This window comes from Sphingomonas psychrotolerans, from assembly GCF_002796605.1.
GTDB classification, from domain to species: Bacteria; Pseudomonadota; Alphaproteobacteria; order Sphingomonadales; family Sphingomonadaceae; genus Sphingomonas; species Sphingomonas psychrotolerans.
In genome coordinates, this window is the sequence record NZ_CP024923.1 from 3,995,327 (window position 1) to 4,012,906 (window position 17,580).

16 protein-coding genes are annotated in these 17,580 nt (G+C 65.9%); 6 read left to right on the top strand and 10 right to left on the bottom strand.

Annotated elements, in window-relative coordinates; all coding sequences use genetic code 11:
• Window positions 1-3 precede the first annotated feature (3 nt).
• Together CVN68_RS18195 and phhA are read right to left on the bottom strand one after the other, a co-directional pair.
• Window positions 4-540, bottom strand: coding sequence for a DUF6882 domain-containing protein (locus tag CVN68_RS18195; protein ID WP_199560125.1), 537 nt, complete (start codon window positions 538-540; stop codon window positions 4-6).
• A complete protein-coding gene (phhA, locus tag CVN68_RS18200) occupies window positions 540-1,406 on the bottom strand; it encodes a phenylalanine 4-monooxygenase (protein WP_100284513.1) in 867 nt (288 codons plus the stop codon). Before phhA ends, CVN68_RS18195 begins: the two co-directional genes overlap by 1 nt.
• 43 nt (window positions 1,407-1,449) lie before the next feature.
• On the opposite strand from phhA, the gene CVN68_RS18205 reads away from it, so the two are divergent.
• On the top strand, window positions 1,450-2,100 hold the full coding sequence (locus tag CVN68_RS18205) for a TIGR02117 family protein (protein ID WP_233503420.1): 651 nt from the start codon (window positions 1,450-1,452) through the stop codon (window positions 2,098-2,100).
• Window positions 2,091-2,837 (top strand): esterase/lipase family protein, encoded by a 747-nt coding sequence (locus CVN68_RS18210; RefSeq protein ID WP_158298951.1) that lies wholly within the window; start codon window positions 2,091-2,093, stop codon window positions 2,835-2,837. Before CVN68_RS18205 ends, CVN68_RS18210 begins: the two co-directional genes overlap by 10 nt.
• Here CVN68_RS18210 and CVN68_RS18215 read toward each other — a convergent pair.
• Complete coding sequence (locus tag CVN68_RS18215) at window positions 2,813-3,097, bottom strand: hypothetical protein (protein ID WP_100283454.1); 285 nt, start codon at window positions 3,095-3,097, stop codon at window positions 2,813-2,815. The genes CVN68_RS18210 and CVN68_RS18215 overlap by 25 nt on opposite strands.
• A 5-nt stretch (window positions 3,098-3,102) precedes the next feature.
• Complete coding sequence (locus CVN68_RS18220; protein ID WP_100284516.1) at window positions 3,103-4,101, bottom strand: glycerophosphodiester phosphodiesterase; 999 nt, start codon at window positions 4,099-4,101, stop codon at window positions 3,103-3,105.
• Between the two features lie 125 nt (window positions 4,102-4,226).
• Here CVN68_RS18220 and CVN68_RS18225 point away from each other — a divergent pair, with 125 nt between their 5' ends.
• Window positions 4,227-5,141, top strand: coding sequence for an XdhC family protein (locus tag CVN68_RS18225; protein WP_100283455.1), 915 nt, complete (start codon window positions 4,227-4,229; stop codon window positions 5,139-5,141).
• On the top strand, window positions 5,128-5,724 hold the full coding sequence (locus CVN68_RS18230; protein ID WP_100283456.1) for a nucleotidyltransferase family protein: 597 nt from the start codon (window positions 5,128-5,130) through the stop codon (window positions 5,722-5,724). The genes CVN68_RS18225 and CVN68_RS18230 overlap by 14 nt, the downstream gene beginning before the upstream one ends.
• Window positions 5,725-5,727: 3 nt before the next feature.
• On the opposite strand, the gene CVN68_RS18235 is transcribed toward CVN68_RS18230, so the two are convergent.
• From CVN68_RS18235 to CVN68_RS18250, 4 genes are read right to left on the bottom strand one after another with little or no spacing between them, the layout of a single operon-like run.
• On the bottom strand, window positions 5,728-6,933 hold the full coding sequence (locus CVN68_RS18235) for an ABC transporter permease (RefSeq protein WP_100283457.1): 1,206 nt from the start codon (window positions 6,931-6,933) through the stop codon (window positions 5,728-5,730).
• Window positions 6,933-7,646, bottom strand: a complete 714-nt coding sequence (locus CVN68_RS18240) for an ABC transporter ATP-binding protein (RefSeq protein WP_233503421.1) — start codon at window positions 7,644-7,646, stop codon at window positions 6,933-6,935. The genes CVN68_RS18235 and CVN68_RS18240 overlap by 1 nt, the downstream gene beginning before the upstream one ends.
• Window positions 7,633-9,027: an efflux RND transporter periplasmic adaptor subunit gene (locus CVN68_RS18245; protein ID WP_100283458.1), complete on the bottom strand. Its 1,395-nt coding sequence runs from the start codon at window positions 9,025-9,027 to the stop codon at window positions 7,633-7,635. Before CVN68_RS18245 ends, CVN68_RS18240 begins: the two co-directional genes overlap by 14 nt.
• Complete coding sequence (locus CVN68_RS18250) at window positions 9,017-10,507, bottom strand: efflux transporter outer membrane subunit (protein WP_100283459.1); 1,491 nt, start codon at window positions 10,505-10,507, stop codon at window positions 9,017-9,019. Before CVN68_RS18250 ends, CVN68_RS18245 begins: the two co-directional genes overlap by 11 nt.
• A 167-nt stretch (window positions 10,508-10,674) precedes the next feature.
• On the opposite strand from CVN68_RS18250, the gene acs reads away from it, so the two are divergent.
• Window positions 10,675-12,612: an acetate--CoA ligase gene (acs, locus tag CVN68_RS18255; RefSeq protein WP_100283460.1), complete on the top strand. Its 1,938-nt coding sequence runs from the start codon at window positions 10,675-10,677 to the stop codon at window positions 12,610-12,612.
• A 120-nt stretch (window positions 12,613-12,732) separates the two neighbouring features.
• Window positions 12,733-14,769: a M13 family metallopeptidase gene (locus CVN68_RS18260; RefSeq protein WP_199560126.1), complete on the top strand. Its 2,037-nt coding sequence runs from the start codon at window positions 12,733-12,735 to the stop codon at window positions 14,767-14,769.
• 421 nt (window positions 14,770-15,190) lie between these two features.
• Here CVN68_RS18260 and CVN68_RS18265 read toward each other — a convergent pair whose 3' ends face one another.
• A complete protein-coding gene (locus CVN68_RS18265; RefSeq protein ID WP_100283461.1) occupies window positions 15,191-15,592 on the bottom strand; it encodes a GFA family protein in 402 nt (133 codons plus the stop codon).
• 1 nt (window position 15,593) lies between these two features.
• Window positions 15,594-17,387, bottom strand: a complete 1,794-nt coding sequence (locus tag CVN68_RS18270; protein WP_100283462.1) for a peptide MFS transporter — start codon at window positions 17,385-17,387, stop codon at window positions 15,594-15,596.
• Window positions 17,388-17,580 lie beyond the last annotated feature (193 nt).

Sequence of the window (17,580 nt, forward strand, 5' to 3'; positions counted from 1 at the left end):
CGCTCAGCCGGCGTTTGGATCCCGGATGCTGACCTCGCCATAGGTCATGAACACCAGCGTATTGCCGGCGGGGCCGCGATAGCCGCCCTGCGCGTCCGCGAGATGGCAAGCCAGCGCAGTGAAGGACCAGCCGTCGGATTCCTCGGCTTCGATCTTGCGGGTGGTGAGCGCCGCGAGGCCGTGCTGCTCGCCGAACTCACGTACGCGTTGCGCATGTGCGGAGACCGGCTCTGGCACCGAAGGGTGGTCCCAGCCCCATAGCCAAGTGCCGTCGGCGGTGTTGAGCGTGCCCACCACCTGCACCGGCGCAGTGATCTCCCAGCCCTTGTCATTGACGAAGGTGATCGTCCCGGCTTCGAGATCGGCCGCCCAACTTTCACCTGAACCCAAGCCCCACATTCCCATCGCGGCTTCGGTTTTGAGCCGCAGCTCGGCGTCGGCACGCTCGAAAATTGCGTCGCTTGCAGCATCGACTGCGACTGGTTTCTCGATCGGAGCGGGGCTTTCCCTCTTGCCAAACAGAGAATCGAGAAACTTCATCAGGCGCGGCCCCGTGCATATTCCTGCGTACCGTAAGTGATGACTTCGTCGGTCGGCAGGATCTCGGCGACGGGGATGTCGGGCAACGGCAGGATTTCTTCGTAGAGCGGCGCGAAATCGGTCTCGATCGTCACGCGTAGCAACTCCTCGAAGCTCGGGATGACGAAGTAATTCTGCTGGAAATCATCGATCCGATATTCGGTACGCATCACCCGGCGGAGGTCGAAGCCGATCCGGTTGGGGCTCGGGTCTTCGAGCGCGAAGCGGCTCTCGGCGGAGCTCGATACGATGCCGGCGCCGTAGATGCGCAAGCCTTCGGCCTCCCGCACCAGCCCGAACTCGACCGTGTACCAATAGAGCCGGCCCAACTGCTTGAGCGCGCCGAGCTCCATCGCGCGAACGCCGCCGCGGCCATAGGCTTCGAGATAATCCGCGAACACCGGGTCGGCGAGCATCGGCACGTGGCCGAACACGTCGTGGAATACGTCGGGCTCCTGGAGATAATCGAGCTGGTCGGGACGGCGGATGAAGTTGCCGGCGACGAAACGGCGATTGGCCATGTGGTCGAAGAACACCGTGTCGGGGACGAGGCCGGGGACCGCGACCACCTGCCAGCCGGTGAGCTTCATCAGCCGCTCGGACAATTCCTCGAAATCGGGAATGCCCGATTCGGACAGACGCAGCGCATCGAGGCCCTTGAGATAGGCCTGCGCAGCGCGGCCGGGGAGAAGCTTCGCCTGACGCTCGAACAAGATGTCCCAGGTCGCGTGTTCCTCGGCGGTGTACGCCTGCCAATTCTGCGGTATCGTCCAGTCGGCCGCCGCGCCCTCGGGCGGACGGTCGAGGACATGGGTGTCGTTGGTCATCGGAACCGCCATAGCATTGTTGCAAATGATACGAAATGGCCTGGTGCGGACCCTGCGCTGGACATGGAAGCTGTCGCTCGCTTTGGGCGTGGCGATGCTCTGCTATCTTGCCGCGGGACTGGTGGGAAGCGCGATACCCGCCAATCGCGGGTGGAAGCCTTCGGCACAGGGCGTGACCGTCTATGTGATCGACAACGGCATCCATACCGATCTGGTGCTGCCGGTCTCCGCGGAGGGCGTCGCGTGGGACGACCTGATCCGGCCCGAGCATCTCGCCGATCCGGCGCGAGCCGCCGCGAGCCACCTCGCATTCGGCTGGGGCGACCGCGACTTTTATCTGAATACCCCGACCTGGTGGGACGTGAACCCGCTTCGAGTCGCGCGCGCGATGGCCGGCGCGGGTGAAACCGTGATGCACGTATCGCACATCGCGGAACCGCAAATCGGGCCCGATGCAAAAGCGATCACGCTCAGCCCCGAAGAATATCGGCGGCTGGCGGCATTTCTTCGGGGGACTTTCGGCGAAGGGGCGCCGGCACGCGGCTATGGCGCCGCTGATGCGTTCTACGGCGCGCGGGGTGGGTACAGCCTGTTCCGTACCTGCAATGCCTGGACGGGCGAGGCGCTGCGCGCCGCGGGCGTCCGGGCCGGAATATGGACGCCGTTTCCCTCGGGAGTGATGCAATGGTTCTGAAACTGGCCGTACCCGCCTCCGCCGAGGTACCGCCGCCGCCGCTGGCATTGCTTTCCGAATGGCCGCGCGCCGCCTGGGGGCTGGGGCGGCTGATCCGCGAGTGGAAGACGCTCGACGACGTACCACGAGGCGATGGCCGCCCGGTGCTGCTGCTGCCCGGGCTGGTCAATTCGGACCGCTCGAACTTCGTGATGCGGCGCTATCTGGCGCGCCTCGGCTATCGCGCCGAAGGCTGGGCACTCGGCAGGAATCTGGGCGCGCGCGCGATCGGACCCGAAGGCGAACGACTGATGGAGCGGATCGCCACGCTGCATGCAGAGACCGGTGAGAAAGTCACCCTGATTGGCGTATCGCTCGGCGGGATCATGGCTCGGGTAGCGGCGCACCGGCATCCCGAACTGGTGCGCGAAGTGATCACGATCAGCGCGCCTTTCGCCGGCCCGCCGACCTGCACCAATGTCTGGCGTCAGTTCGAATGGCTGACCGGCGAGAAGATCGACGATCCGGCGCTGAACGCACGGCTGAAAGAGGCGGCGAGGCCGCTACCCGTCCCGGCGACAGCGATCTGGAGCCGCAATGACGGGCTGGTGAATGGCCTGATCTGCCGCGAGCCAGAGGATTCGGGCGCGCGCGCAATCGAAATCAGCAGCAGCCATTTATGGGTTCAGATGAAGCCCGAAGTGCTGCGCGCCGTGGCGCAGATACTGGGCGATCACTCAGGATCCGAGGCGCGGTAGCCGTCATAGGACTGGCAATTGTCCGGGTTCTTCTTGCATTCCTTCTCGCGCTTGCGGCGCTCCTTGCCCTCTTTGGCTTCCTTCTCGCGCATCTTCTTGCCGTAATTGCGATCGGATTCTTCCTGGCTGGTGGTCGTCCAGTCGACTGCCTGCGAGCCTGCCTTGACCGGCAGCGTGGCAACGTCCCACGCGGTCTTGGCGATGCAGCCGCCCGAAAGGAGGGGAAGCGCGATGACGATCGGGAGAAGCAACTTGCGCATGAATTCTACTTTCGATGTGCGGGCGAAGCGGATGCCGACGCGCGCGCTGTTACACCTATATATGGATAATCGCTGAAGAAGCCGTCGACGCCGAGTCCGATGAAATACGCGATTTCTTCGGCGAGCCGACCCTGTTCGGCCGGGCCGCCGGCGGTGCGATACGCGGGAAGCAGGAAGAAATTCTCGGCGCGGAAGGTCCAGGGGTGGACCTTGAGCCCCGCGGCATGCGCGTCGGCGACAAGGCTGGTGGCGGGACCCGAGGCGGGGAGGATCATCGTCCGTTCGGGGCCGATCCCCGCCGCATAGCCTGCGATCCGCGCGAGCCCCGCGGGCATCGCCATCGCCGCATAGCTCGGCTCGGCGCCGTCCGCGGGACCGCCGCTCGCGCTCATCAGCTGGATGAGGGGCACGCGAGTCATCGACTTGAGCTTCTTCAGATTGGCGACTTCGAACGACTGGATGAACACCGGCGCATCGGCGCGGTCCCAGCCGGCCGAGTGCAGGGCCGCGATCAGCCGTTCCTCAAGCGGCAGGCCGATGGCGGCGAAATAGCTCGGGTGCTTGGTCTCGGGATAGATGCCGATCGTCCGGCCGGTTGCACGCGAGGCCTGTTTGGCCAGCGCGATGATCTCGTCGAGCGTCGGGATCTCGGCCTGTCCGTCGTAGCGCATATTGCCGGGGCGGAGCTGAGGGAGCCGTTCCTTCGCACGGAGCGTCTTGAGTTCGGCGAGGGTGAAATCCTCGGTGAACCAGCCGGTCACCGCGGCACCGTCGATCTGCTTGCTGGTCTTGCGGCTTGCGAATTCGGGATGCGCGGCCACGTCGGTGGTGCCCGAAATCTCGTTCTCGTGGCGCGCGACGAGAACGCCGTCGCTGGTCGGGACGAGATCGGGTTCGATGAAATCGGCGCCCTGCTCGATGGCGAGCTGATAGGCGAGCAAGGTGTGCTCGGGGCGTTCGCCGCTGGCGCCGCGGTGCGCGATGACGATGGGCGAACCGGCCATACCTCTCTCCTGCACGCCGACACAGGCCGGCGCCAGCAGCAACGTCGTGATCGCCAGCGATCTTGCCACGAAACTTTCCACCGTCCAGGCGTTATCGGGCGGTTGTGACGAGAGCGAGGCGAAGCGTGGCGGAAAACGACGGAGTGCTGGCAGCGGCGCGGGCGTGGGCAGGCGCACCGATGGCGCTCGCCACGGTCGTTTCGACCTGGGGTTCGGCGCCCCGGCCGCGCGGCAGCCATATGTTGGTGCATGGTGACGGGAGGTTCGAGGGATCCGTCTCGGGTGGATGCGTGGAAACCGACATCCTTGCCACGGCGGCGGAGGTGATCGCCGGCGCGCCGGCGATGGTGAAGCGCTACGGCGTAGCCGACTCGGCTGCATGGGAAGTGGGTCTGCCTTGCGGCGGCGAGATCGCGGTGCTGGTGCAGCCGGTATCGGCCGAGGGCTTTGATCCGCAGCTGTTCGAGGCGATCGAAGCCGCGCGGGCGGGCGGTGCGTTCCTCGACGTGGGGACCGATCTTGCGACCGGCCGCAGCGCTCCGGGTTCGCAGGGGGATTTCGTCAATCGCTACGATCCCCCCCGCCGGCTGCTGATCGTCGGCGCGGTGCAGATCGCGCAGCGGCTCGCCGGGCTGGCGCGCGAGCTGGGCATCGTCACCCATGTGATCGATCCCCGCGGACGGTTTCTCACCGAAGAGCGTTTCCCGGGCGTGATTCTCGACGACCGCTGGCCCGACGAGGCCGTGACTGCACTGCGCCCCGATCGCGCCACCGCGGTGGTAACGCTCAGCCACGATCCGAAGATCGACGATGCGGCACTGGTCGCCGCACTTGGCCATTCCACCGGCTATGTCGCGGCGCTGGGATCGCGCAAGAGCCATGCCGCGCGGCTGGAGCGACTGCGCGCTGCGGGTGTCGCGGAGGCGGATCTCATGCGGATCGAGGGACCCGCCGGGATCCACATCGGCGGGATCGGGCCTGCGGAGATCGCGCTTTCGATCGCCGCTTCGATGGTGAGGAGTTTTCATGCTGACGCCTGAACGGACTGCGCTGATCCTGCTCGCGGCGGGACGCTCGCTGCGCTTCACCGATGCGGACAAGCTAGCCGAGCCGTTCCTCGACAAGCCGCTGGCTTACCATTTGGTGACGGCGCTGGAGAATGTGCCGTTCCTGACGCGCATCGCCGTGGTTTCCGCCACCAGCCTCGATTTTGCGGCTCTGGGCTATCGCGTCGAGCCCAGTCTCGATCCTTCGCTCGGGCAGGCGCGGTCGTTGTGCCACGGCGTCTCGGCTGCGAAGGCGGCGGGCGCCGATGCGGTGCTGGTCGCGCTGGCCGACATGCCGCGGGTGACGGCGGCGCATATCTACCGGATGTTCGATGCGGCCGATGGGGCGGACACGATCGTCGCCTCGAGCGACGGCGTGCAGCCAGGTCCGCCGGCGCTGTTCGGCCGGAACCTGTTCGATGCGCTGCTCGATCTGAAGGGCGATGAGGGCGGGCGCGAGCTGATCAAGCGCGGGCATCATGTCGTCACCAGCCCGGCGGAGCTGGTCGATGTCGACACGCGCGAGGACCTCCACAAGCTGCGCGCTCTTTATGGACTGCCGACCGACGGGAAGTAGAAATTACTCGTGCCGCAGCGCGTCGATGGGATTGAGGCTCGCCGCGCGGCGTGCGGGGAAATAGCCGAACACCACGCCGATCAGCGCCGAGACGAGGAACGCGATCACGTTGATCTGCGGCTCGAACATCCATTCGACCTGCATCAGCGGGGCGAGCCCGAGCACCACCAATTGCGCCACCAGCAGCCCGACCAGCCCGCCGAGGCAGGAGAGCACCACGGCTTCCATCAGGAATTGCATCAGCACTTCGCTCGCCACTGCGCCGATCGCGAGGCGGATGCCGATCTCGCGGGTGCGCTCGGTGACCGAGACCAGCATGATGTTCATGATCCCGATTCCGCCGACGACGAGGCTGATCGCCGCCACCGCAGTGACGATCTGGGTGAGCAGGGTGGTGATGCCGGTGAGCGTCGCGCTGATCTGCGCGGTGTCGAAGATGTTGAAATCGTCTTCCTTGCCGCCGCTGATCTGGCGTCGTTCGCGCAGCACCTGTTTGATCGACTCCTGAACCTGCGCGCCGTCATAAGCGGGGTCCACGCCGACCAGCATCAGTCTGATGTCGCGGCTGCCGGTGAAGCGGCGCTGGACCTGCTTGATCGGCATGATGATCACGTCGTCCTGATCGCCGAACCCGCCCTGGCCGCGAGTCGAGAGCGTGCCGATCACGTCGCACGACACGCCGTTGACGCGCAGCCGCTCGCCGACTGCCTCGCCGCCGCGAAACAGGTTGGTGCGGATCGTGTTGCCGATGATGCACACCGCCTTGCCCGCCTGCTCCTCGGCGCGAGTGAAGACGCGGCCCGAGACGAGCGGCCAGGGCTGGACCTGGAAGAAGGCGCTGGTGGTGCCGTTGATCGTCGTCGACCAATTGGCGCCCTGATAGATCACCGTCGCAGTCGATTGCGCCTGGGGGGCGACGGCGTTGACGCCGGCGACCTGCCGCGCGACTGCCTCGACATCCGCTTCCTTGAAGTCGGGTGGACGCGGGCCACCACCGCCGCGGCCGAACCCTTGGCCCGGGCGGATCTGGAGGACGTTGGTGCCGAGGCTGGCGACCTGTTGCTGCGCGGCCTTGGTGGTCGCCTTGCCGAGCGTGACCATCGCCACCACCGCGGCGACGCCGATGATGATGCCGAGCGTCGTCAGGAACGAACGCAATTTGTGACGGAAGATCGAACGGACCGCGAGCGAGAAGGTGGTGCCGAGCATCAGGCGGGCTCGCGCGCGTGGTTGTCGATCCGCTCGACCAGCCCGTCCTTGAAGTGGATGATCGTCCGCGCAAAGGCGGCCATGTCGGGTTCGTGGGTGACCATTATGACGGTGATGTCGCTGGTCCGGTTGAGATCGGTGAGCAATTGCATGATCTCTATCGAGCGCTCCGAATCGAGATTGCCGGTAGGCTCGTCGGCGAGGAGGACGTCGGGGTTGGTGACGAGCGCGCGGGCGATCGCGACGCGTTGCTGCTGGCCACCGGAAAGCTCGGCGGGGGTATGGTCCCACCATTGCTTGAGCCCGACTTTGTCGAGCGCGGCCATCGCGGTCTCGCGGCGCTCCTTCTTGCCGTCGCCGCGATAGAGCAAGGGAAGCTCGACATTCTCGAGCGCCGAGGTGCGCGCGAGCAGGTTGAAGCCCTGGAAGACGAAGCCGAGATATTTGCGGCGGAGCAAGGCGCGCTGGTCGCGCTCAAGCCGTTCGACATGCACGCCCTTGAACAGGAACTGCCCGTCCGTGGGTACGTCGAGGCAGCCGAGGATGTTCATCGTGGTCGACTTGCCCGAGCCCGACGGGCCCATCACCGCGACGAAATCGCCGGCCTGAATGTCGAGGTCCACGCCTTTCAGCGCTTGGAAGGCAGTCGCACCCTGGCCGTAGAGCTTGGTGACGCCGCGCAGCCGGATGATCGGCGTTTCACTGCCCGCCACGCTGGCCTCCTGCGCCGCCGGCACCTTGGCGCCGCTGGCCGCCGCCCTGTCGCCGCTGGCTACCGGCCTCGGCAGCAAGCTGGCCGGTGATCACTTTCATGCCGGGCTTGAGATCGCCGCCGGTCACTTCGGTGACGGTGCCGTTGGTGTCGCCGGTGGTGACTTGCACCGGCTGGGGCTGGCCGTCGTCGCCGAGGATGTAGACGGTCTGCTGCGCACCGCGACTCATCGTCGCCGCCTTGGGCTGCGCGCCGCCACCGCCGCCGCGACGTCCGCGCGGAACGAGCGCACCCGCGATACCGCCCTGGCCGCTGCTCGTGCCCGCTCCGGGACGGAAGCGCAGCGCCGCATTGGGGATGAGCAGCACGTTGGGCCGCGCCTTGGTGACGATCTCCGCAGTCGCGGTCATGCCGGGGCGGAGCTGTTGGTCGGCATTGGCGACGCTCAGGGTCGCCGCATAAGAGACGACCTGCGACTGAGTCGTGGTGGTCGTGGTGGTGGACTGGCCCGAGAGGTTGGAGCCGAGATCGACCCGTGTGATCGTCGCCGGGAAGGTCTTGCCCGGAAAGGCATCCACGGTGAAGCTCGCGAGCTGGCCGTCCTTGACCGAGCCGACATCGGCCTCGTCGATCGCGACCTGCAGCTCCATTGCCGACAGGTCCTCGGCGATGACGAACAGCGTCGGCGTGTTGAACGAGGCGGCGACGGTCTGGCCGGCGTCGATCTGGCGGGCGAGCACGACGCCGTTTACCGGCGAGCGGATCACCGCCTTGTAGCGCCGTGTCTCGTTCGAGGAGAGCCCGGCGCGCGCCGCGACGACATTGGCCTGCGCCGCAGCCAATGCCGCGTTGGCGCGCTGGAAGGCGGCACGCGCCTGTTCCATCTCGACCTTGGCGGGAACACGCCCCCCCGAGAGGCGGCTGACTTCCTCGAGCCGGGCGAGCTGCGCGCGCGATTCGGCGACGGTCGCCTGCGCTTGCGCCACCTGCGCCTGCTGGGCGTTGAGCTGAGCCCTGCCCTGGGTGATCTCGTCGTCGAGCTGCGAGGTGTCGAGCACCGCGAGCGGCTGGCCCTTCACGACGCGGTCGTTGACGTCCACGGTGACGGTCTCGACCAGACCCGAAAGCTCGGAGCCGACCTGCACCTGATTGGTCGGGGCAAGTTTGCCCGTGGCGGAAACCGTGACGGTGAGATTGCCGCGCGCGGCCTCTTCGGTGGAATATTGCGTGGCGGTGGCACCGCCGAACACGAAACGCGACAGCAGCAGCACGGCGAGCAGCACCACTACGCCGACGATGATCCATTTGAGCCAGCGCCGCCACCACGGGCGCGCGGGCGTACCGAGGAAATCATTGAGGTTCGAATTGGGATCAGTCGCCATTCGCGGTGCCGCCTGTGGTCGATGGGGCCCGCGCCGGGGCCGTGGGAGTGACTTCGCTGTCCCAGCCGCCGCCGAGCGACTGATAGAGCTGGATCAGCGCGGTCGATTGATCGGATTGCGCGCCGACAAGGCCGTTGCGCGCCGAGAGCAATTGGCTCTCGGCCTGGTTGAGCGTGGTGAAATCGGACAGGCCCGAGCGATATTGCATGCGCGCGAGGATCGCCTGGCTGTTCGCCGCTTCCAACGCGATGCGGAACTCGGCTTCCCGGCGCTGCGCTGCCTGCAGCGCGATTACCGAATTCTCGATGTCCTCGAGGCTGGTGAGCACGGTCTGCTTGTACGAGAGGAACGCGCCGTCCGCCGCAGCCTGTGCCGAGCGGACCTGGCTGCGGGTGCGGCCGGCGTCGAAGATCGTCTGGGCGATGTTGGCGAACAGCCGGCCGGTGATCACGTCGAAGATCGAGCTGAGCGCGCTGCTGCCGACGTCGATGCTGCCGCCAATGCCGAGCGAGGGGTATAGCTGTGCCTCCGCGACGCCGATCTGCGCGGTTGCCGATGCGAGGTTGCGTTCGGCGGCGCGGATGTCGGGGCGCTGGCGCAGCGCTTCGGCGGGGATGCCCGCAGCAACTTGGGCCGGACCGCGCGGGATCGGCTTGACGGCCTCGAGCTCGGCCTTGAGCGCGCCGGGCGCCTGGCCGGTGAGCACACCGAGCCGCGAGACGAAGCCGTTGTAATTGGCCTCGAGGCTGGGGATCGTCGCGGCGGTCTGGGCACGCTGGGCGCGCGCCTGTTCCTGGTCGATCGTCGAGACCAGCCCCGCCTGCACCCGCCACTGGGCGATCTGGAGATTGTCCTCCTGCAGCGCGAGCGAATTGCGCGCATTGGCGAGCTGCGCCTGCGCGGCGCGGGCGAGGACGTAATTGCGCGCGGTCTCCGCCTCGATCGAGATCAGCACCGTCGCATAGTCGAAGCCTGCGGCTTCGTAGCCGGCGCGGGCGGATTCGACGCCGCGGCGGACCCCGCCGAACAGATCGAGTTGATAGTTGGCATCGGCGCCGAGCGAGAAGCTGTTGCGGCCGCCGGTCGAGAAGGAGGTGACGCTGCCGTCGGGAAGTGTCGTGGTGGTCGTCCCGCCGCGAAGCGATTCGCTGCGCGCTGCGCCGCCCGAGGCACTGATACTCGGGAACAGCGATGCGCGCTGCTGGACCAAAGATTCGCGCGCCTGGCGCAGTCGAGTGACTGCCTGGGCGATGTCGAGGTTCGACGCCTGCGCCCGCTGGACCAGCGACGCCAATTGCGGATCGTCGAACTTTTCCCACCACCGGGTCAGGTCTTCGCGGGCGCGTTGGTCGGCGGGGACCGAATAGCGATCGGGCACGCCAAGCTCGGGCGCGGTGCGCGGGCGATAGTCCGGCCCCGCCGCGCAGGCGACGAGCGGCAAAGCGAGAATGAGCGTCAGGGCGATCGGGCGTCTGGCCATGGCTGGCAAGATGGTCGGCGGAGGCGATCGGTTCCACCTAAAATATGTCGCAGTTTGTCGCAGCTTCAGAAAAACTACGGCTTGGAGCGGTGCCGTAACGGATTCCGCGACTTGCGCGGGGGCGTCGGTTCGGGACATGGAGCGCGGGCAATAGGAGCGGATTCAAGATGAGCGACAGCCTGTACCCCGTGTCCGACGAATGGGCGCGCCGCGCGCGCGTCGATGCCGCCGGATATGAAAAGCTGTACGGCCGCAGCATCGCCGATCCCGGCAGCTTCTGGCTCGAGCAGGCAAAGCGGCTCGACTGGATCCGTCGCCCCGAGCTCGCCGGCGACTGGTCGTTCGACGAAGAGGATTTCCACATCAGCTGGTTCGCCGACGGCAAATTGAACGTCGCGGCCAATTGCGTCGACCGGCATCTCGGCCGCCGTGGCGACGAAATCGCGATCATCTGGGAGCCTGACGATCCCAACGAGGAGGCGCGGCGCTACACCTATCGCCAGCTTCACGAAGAAGTCTGCCGTTTCGCCAATGTGCTCAAGGCCGAGGGCGTCGAGAAGGGCGACCGCGTCACCGTCTATATGCCGATGATCCCCGAGGCGGCATTCGCCTTGCTCGCCTGCGCGCGGATCGGCGCGATCCATTCGGTGGTGTTCGGCGGCTTCTCACCCGAGGCGCTGGCGGGGCGAATCACCGATTGCGACAGCAAGGTCGTGATCACCGCCGACGAAGGCCGGCGCGGGGGCAAGCGCGTGCCGCTCAAGGCCAATGTCGATGCTGCGGCGGCGCATGCACGCGCGATGGAGAAAGTGATCGTCGTCAAGGCGACCGGCGGCGAGGTAGCGATGCAGCCGGGCCGCGACGTCTGGTATCACGAGGCGGCAGCTCTGGTCTCCGCGGAGTGTCCGGCCGAGCCGATGGGCGCCGAGGATCCATTGTTCATCCTCTATACCTCGGGCTCGACCGGCAAGCCCAAGGGCGTGCTCCATAGCAGTGCGGGCTATCTGCTCTGGGCGAGCTACACCCACGAGCTGGTCTTCGATTACCGGCCGGGGCAGGTCTATTGGTGCGCCGCCGATATCGGCTGGGTCACCGGGCACAGCTATATCGTCTATGGCCCCCTCGCCAATGGCGGGACGACCCTGATGTTTGAGGGGGTTCCCAACTGGCCCGACGCGTCGCGGATCTGGCAGGTCGTGGACCGGCACCAGGTCGAGATCCTCTATACCGCGCCGACGGCGCTGCGCGCGCTGATGCGGGAGGGCGACGCCTATGTCGCCAAGACCTCGCGCAAGTCGCTCAAGCTGCTCGGCACGGTCGGCGAGCCGATCAATCCCGAGGCGTGGCGCTGGTATCACGCGGTGGTGGGCGAGGGGCGCTGCCCGATCGTCGACACCTGGTGGCAGACCGAGACCGGCGGGCAGATGATCTCGCCGCTGCCGGGCGCCACCGGCCTCAAGCCTGGATCGGCGACCTTGCCGCTGCCGGGAGTCGATCCCCAGATCGTCGATGCCGAAGGCACTGTCCTGCACGGCGCCACCGAAGGCAATCTGTGCATCGCGCGCAGCTGGCCGGGGCAGATGCGCACTGTCTGGGGCGATCACGAGCGCTTCTTCCAGACCTATTTCACCACCTATCCCGGCAAATATTTCACCGGCGACGGCTGCCGCCGCGACGCGGACGGCTATTACTGGATCACCGGGCGGGTCGACGACGTGATCAACGTCTCGGGCCACCGCATGGGCACCGCCGAGGTCGAGAGCGCGCTGGTGCTCCACCCCAAGGTCGCCGAAGCCGCGGTGGTCGGCATGCCGCACGACATCAAGGGGCAGGGCATCTACGCCTATGTCACGCTCAACACCGGCTGTGTGGCCGACGAGGCGCTGCGCACCGAACTGCGCAACTGGGTGCGAACCGAGATCGGCCCGATCGCCACGCCCGACGCGCTTCAGTTCGCGCCGGGACTGCCCAAGACGCGCTCCGGCAAGATCATGCGGCGGATCCTGCGCAAGATCGCCGAGGGGGAGGTGTCGTCGCTGGGCGATACGAGCACGCTCGCCGATCCCGCGGTGGTCGACGATCTGGTGGCGAACCGGGTGGGGTGAGCCGCGTTACTCCTCCCCCTGGCGGGGGAGGGTTGCGTTCGTCGCTCACGATTGCCCGTTGCGCCCGCCACAGGCCGGCGATACACTCCGATAATACACTGGATTACGGGGAATTCTTTCATGAAGATCAGGGCTTTGGCGCGCCTCGCTGCGGGCGTCGCGCTGGTGGTGACTGCGCCTGCGTTTACTCAATCGACCTCCGGCGGGGCGAAATATGGCAGCTTCGGCGTCGATCTTACTGCGCAGAAGGCCGGGGTGAGGCCGGGCGACGATTTCTGGACCTTCGCCAATGGCGGCTGGAACGAGCGCACCCAGATCGCCGCCGACCGTGCCTCGGCCGGCTATGGCGTGCTGCTCACGGTCGAGGCCGAAGCGAACGTCCGCGCCATCCTCGACGACATGGCGAAGAACCCGGCCGCATATGGCGCGTCGGGCAAGCAGGTCGGGGATTTCTACGCGACGTGGATGGACGCGGCGGGGATCGAGGCGCGCGGAACCGCGCCGCTCAAGCCCTATCTGGGCAAGATCGCCGCAGTGAACGACCTTGCGGGTCTGCAGGTCCTTTTCGCAAGCCCCGGCTATGCCGCGCCGGTCGAGCTGGGGGTGATCCCCGACCTCGCCGATCCGACGCGCTACACCGCAGTCGCCGGTCAGGGCGGGCTCGGCATGCCCCGCGATTATTACCTGCTCGACGGCGAGAAATACGTCGCGTTCCGCACCGCCTATCGCGCCTATGTCCAGAAGATCCAGGAACTTGCCGGCATCCCTGACGCGAGCGCCAGGGCTGATGCGATCGTCGCGCTCGAAACCGCGATCGCGAAGCAGCAATGGTCGCCCGAGCAGAGCCGGGACATCGCCAAGCTCAACGATCCGCAGCCGCTTTCCGGGCTGGAGGCCAAGGCGCCCGAGTTCGACTGGGCACTGATGCTCAAGACCGCCGGGCTCGATTCGTCGCCGACGGTGTTGATGACCCAGAACACCGCGATCACTGCGATCGGCAAGATCCTCGTCGCGACGCCGCTCCAGACGTGGAAGGACTATCTGGCATATCGCTTCGTCAGCGATCACGCGCAGTTCCTGCCCAAGGCGTTCGACGATACCCGCTTCGGCTTCTACTCGACCACGCTCAACGGCGTGCAGGTGCAGCGCGATCGCTGGAAGCGCGGCATACAGCTCACCAACGGCGCGTTGGGCGAGGCGGTCGGCGCGATCTATGTGGCGAAGCACTTCCCGCCGGCAGCCAAGGCGCAAATGAGCGAGCTGATCGAGAACCTCCGTGCCGCTTATCAGGAGCGGATCACCGGTTCGACCTGGATGGACGATGCCACGCGCAAGGCGGCGCTCGCCAAGCTGGCGGCGTTCGAGCCGCGGATCGGGCACCCCGATAAATATATCGACTATGCGGCGTTGAAGGTCGAGCGCGGCGATGTGCTCGGCAATGCGATGCGCGCGGGCGAATTCCAGCACCAGCTTCAGCTTCAGCGTTTCCCCAAGCCGGTGGATCGCTCGCTGTGGGAAATGACGCCGCAGACGGTGAACGCCTATTACAACCCCTTGGCGAACCAGATCACTTTCCCGGCCGCGATCCTGCAGCCGCCTTATTTCGATCCCGACGCCGATCCGGCGGTGAACTATGGCGCGATCGGCGCGATCATCGGCCACGAAATGGGGCATGGCTTCGACGATCAGGGCAGCATGTTCGGCCCCACCGGCAAGTTCGAGAATTGGTGGACCGATGCGGCCAAGAAGGGCTTCAAGGAGCGCACCGCGGCGCTCGCCGCCCAATATAATGCGTTCGAGCCGATCCCCGGCACCAAGATCAACGGCGCGCTGACTCTCGGCGAGAATATCGGCGATCTCGGCGGAGTCGAGGCGGCCTATGCGGCGTACCAGAAATATCAGGCCAAGCACGGCAAGGCGAAGGTGATCGACGGGCTCACCGGTGACCAGCGCTTCTTCCTGTCTTACGCGCAGGCGTGGCAGTCCAAGGCGCGCGAGAACGCCCAGCGCCAGCAGCTGCTCACCGATCCGCACTCGCCGCCGATGTTCCGGGTCAACGGTATCGTCCGCAACGTCGACGCCTGGTACAAGGCGTTCGACATCAAGCCGGGCGACGCGCTCTATCTGCCCCCCGAGCAGCGCGTGCACATCTGGTAAGCGCCTCCCCATCGTAACGCGGATCGCCCCGGCAGAGATGTCGGGGCGATTTGTTTCGACGGCTTCACAGAAGCGATTGCAGTTTGTGCAACCGCAATCCGGAAACATTGCATTTGCCGCTGGCACCACAACGACCCAAATGCGTCCTATGCTGCATTGCAGCAGAGACTTTCATGAGGGTTGTCCGATGTTTTCCTTGATCGCGCTTTATCTCTCGCACCGCCGCAACGCCGCACAGGCAGGCTGAGCGAGCCCGCAAGTTCTACCGAAAAGGGGGAAGCGGCGACGCTCCCCCCTTTTCGTATCTGGTGCTTTCACTTGCTCCACTTCCCTGCGAAAGCAGGGGTCCAGAGCCCAGAGCGCATCGCTTGCAACCCTGGACCCCTGCTTTCGCAGGGGAACGGATCAGCCGACGAATTACCTAGCCCCCCGCAGCCCGCGCAAAGTGCGGCACGTCCGGGTTCGAGCGGATCCATGACAGCCGCTCGCCGGTCCAGATTTCCTTCTCGGGCGGAAAGATCTCGGGATCGTCGAGCGTGGCGGTGGTAACGTCGAACAGCCCCGGCCGGCTCGCCCGGCGATACGTAAGGGTGGATCCGCAGCGCGCGCAGAACCCCCATTCCACTCCGGGCGACGATTCATAGACCGCCACCTCGCCGGCAAGGATCTCCACCTTGTCTTCGGGAAAGATCGCCCAGGCGAGCGTCGGCCCGCCGGTGATCCGGCGGCAGTCGGCGCAATGGCAGTGGGTTGTGGCGGCGGGTTCGCCGCTGACGCGGTAGCGCACCGCGCCGCAATGGCAGCCCCCGTCGGTCGACTCCATCCTATGTGACCCCGTGCATCCATTTCTTGAGCGGCCAGCTGAGCAGCAGCAGGAGCACGCCCAGCCCGATCGCCCAATAGGAGATCAAGGTGAACATATCGAGGTAGGTATTGAGGCTGACCTTGAGGTTGGTCACCTGCCCACCCACCGTATCGACGCTGGCGATCTGCGCGATCATCCCGGCGAAATATTGCGCCACCGAGATCGACAGGAACCACACGCCCATCATCAACCCGACCACGCGCGCGATCGACAGCTTTGTGATCATGCTGAGACCCACCGGCGAGATGCAAAGCTCGGCGAAGCTGTGGATTAGATATAGGCCCGCAAGCCACCAGAGCCCGACCTGAAAGTTGGTATCGGCGAAGCTGGCGCCCCAGACGAGCAGCAGGAAGCCGCCCGCCACGCCGATCAACGCGATGCCGAATTTGACCGGAATTGAGGGCTCGAGCCCGCGCCTGGCGAGGCCGGTCCACAACATGCTCATGAACGGCGCGAGCAGGATGATGAAGGCGGCGTTGAAGAACTGGGTCTGCGGGGCGGTGATGCTGAACAAGCCGAACACCGAGAGATCGGTATTGCGGTCGGCGAACAGAGTGAGCGACGAGCCGGCCTGCTCGAACAAGGTCCAGAACACCACGTTGAACACGATCAGCGTCATTGCCGCGAGCATCATCTGGAATTCCTGGCGGCTGCCCGCGACGAACGACCAGATCAGAATGCCCGGGACCGAGAGAAGGAAGGTGCCGAACAGGAATTTGCCCATCAGCGGCAGTGAGGCGATGTAGCCGAGGATCCCCGATCCCGCCGCGGGCTCGACCGAGTTCATCAGGTTGACGTAGAGGAAGTAGAACACCGGCACGATCAATAGCGCGCCGGCATAGATGAACCATTGCTGGCGCTCGACCTCGGGGCGTGCCGGTGGCTCCCCATAACCGGCGAGCGAGTTGCCGTTGAACTGGATCAGCGCCCACGAGACCATCATGCCGATCGCGGCGAGGCCGAAGCCCGCCCACCAGCCGAGCACCACTGCAAGCAACGGGCAGAGGATCTGGGAGAAGAACGATCCGATGTTGATGCCCATGTAGAAGATGGTGAAGCCGGCGTCGCGTCGCCTGTCGCCGACTTGGTACAGTTCGCCGACCATCGTGGAGATGTTGGGCTTGAAGAAGCCGTTGCCGGTCGACACCATCGACAGGCCGATCAGCATCACCATCACGTAGAACGGGCTGCGATCAGCGTCCGATTCGAAGGCGCCCTTGGCGATCTTGCGGACTGGCGCGCCATTCTCGAGCAGGTCGACCGAGCCGTCGTCATTGCCCTTGATCTCGAGCTTGCGCGCGCCGTCTACGACATAGCGGACTTCGCGATCACCGGCCTTTTCGATCGAGACTTCGTAGCGCTGGCCGTCGATGCTCGCGTGAGGCTGCGCGGTCGGGCCGCCGAAGCACAGGATCAGATAGCCCAGCGACATGACGATCGCGCCGAACTTCACGGCGCGCTTCGAGCCGAGGAACTGGTCGGCGAGGTACCCGCCGATTAGCGGAGTGAGGTAAACCAGCGCAGTGAACCCGCCATAGATACCCGTCGCCTGCCGGTCGCCGAACATGAAATGCTGGGTGAGGTAGAGCGTGAGCAGCGCGCGCATGCCGTAGAAGCCGAAGCGCTCCCACATCTCGGTGGTGAACATGCGCGCGAGCTGGCGGGGATGGCCGAACCAGGTCTTTTCCGCCGCGGGATTGACGTGGCTGATATCGGGTTCTGCCGGGCTGTCGGCGGTTGGCGTTTCGACCATGCGGAATTTCGACCTTTATATATCGGTTTCCGGGACTTGGCCCGGCGCATGGGCGGTCAAACTAGACGGAAAGTCGCGGGTGTAAAGCGCGAGGCCCGGCGCCCTCCCGTCCTGCCGGGAGCGCCGGGGCGCTTGCAATGTAGGATTTCGTCTGCTTGCCTCGCCGGGCCGGTAACCGGCCGCTCTTTGACTC

What these genes read in the sequence shown, in the direction of transcription:
- CVN68_RS18195 (WP_199560125.1), bottom strand. Translation starts at nt 540, where the DNA reads ATGAAGTTTCTCGATTCTCTGTTTGGCAAGAGGGAAAGCCCCGCTCCG.
- phhA (WP_100284513.1), bottom strand. Translation starts at nt 1,406, where the DNA reads ATGACCAACGACACCCATGTCCTCGACCGTCCGCCCGAGGGCGCGGCG.
- CVN68_RS18210 (WP_158298951.1), top strand. Translation starts at nt 2,091, where the DNA reads ATGGTTCTGAAACTGGCCGTACCCGCCTCCGCCGAGGTACCGCCGCCG.
- CVN68_RS18215 (WP_100283454.1), bottom strand. Translation starts at nt 3,097, where the DNA reads ATGCGCAAGTTGCTTCTCCCGATCGTCATCGCGCTTCCCCTCCTTTCG.
- CVN68_RS18220 (WP_100284516.1), bottom strand. Translation starts at nt 4,101, where the DNA reads ATGGCCGGTTCGCCCATCGTCATCGCGCACCGCGGCGCCAGCGGCGAA.
- CVN68_RS18230 (WP_100283456.1), top strand. Translation starts at nt 5,128, where the DNA reads ATGCTGACGCCTGAACGGACTGCGCTGATCCTGCTCGCGGCGGGACGC.
- CVN68_RS18235 (WP_100283457.1), bottom strand. Translation starts at nt 6,933, where the DNA reads ATGCTCGGCACCACCTTCTCGCTCGCGGTCCGTTCGATCTTCCGTCAC.
- CVN68_RS18245 (WP_100283458.1), bottom strand. Translation starts at nt 9,027, where the DNA reads ATGGCGACTGATCCCAATTCGAACCTCAATGATTTCCTCGGTACGCCC.
- CVN68_RS18250 (WP_100283459.1), bottom strand. Translation starts at nt 10,507, where the DNA reads ATGGCCAGACGCCCGATCGCCCTGACGCTCATTCTCGCTTTGCCGCTC.
- acs (WP_100283460.1), top strand. Translation starts at nt 10,675, where the DNA reads ATGAGCGACAGCCTGTACCCCGTGTCCGACGAATGGGCGCGCCGCGCG.
- CVN68_RS18260 (WP_199560126.1), top strand. Translation starts at nt 12,733, where the DNA reads ATGAAGATCAGGGCTTTGGCGCGCCTCGCTGCGGGCGTCGCGCTGGTG.
- CVN68_RS18265 (WP_100283461.1), bottom strand. Translation starts at nt 15,592, where the DNA reads ATGGAGTCGACCGACGGGGGCTGCCATTGCGGCGCGGTGCGCTACCGC.
- CVN68_RS18270 (WP_100283462.1), bottom strand. Translation starts at nt 17,387, where the DNA reads ATGGTCGAAACGCCAACCGCCGACAGCCCGGCAGAACCCGATATCAGC.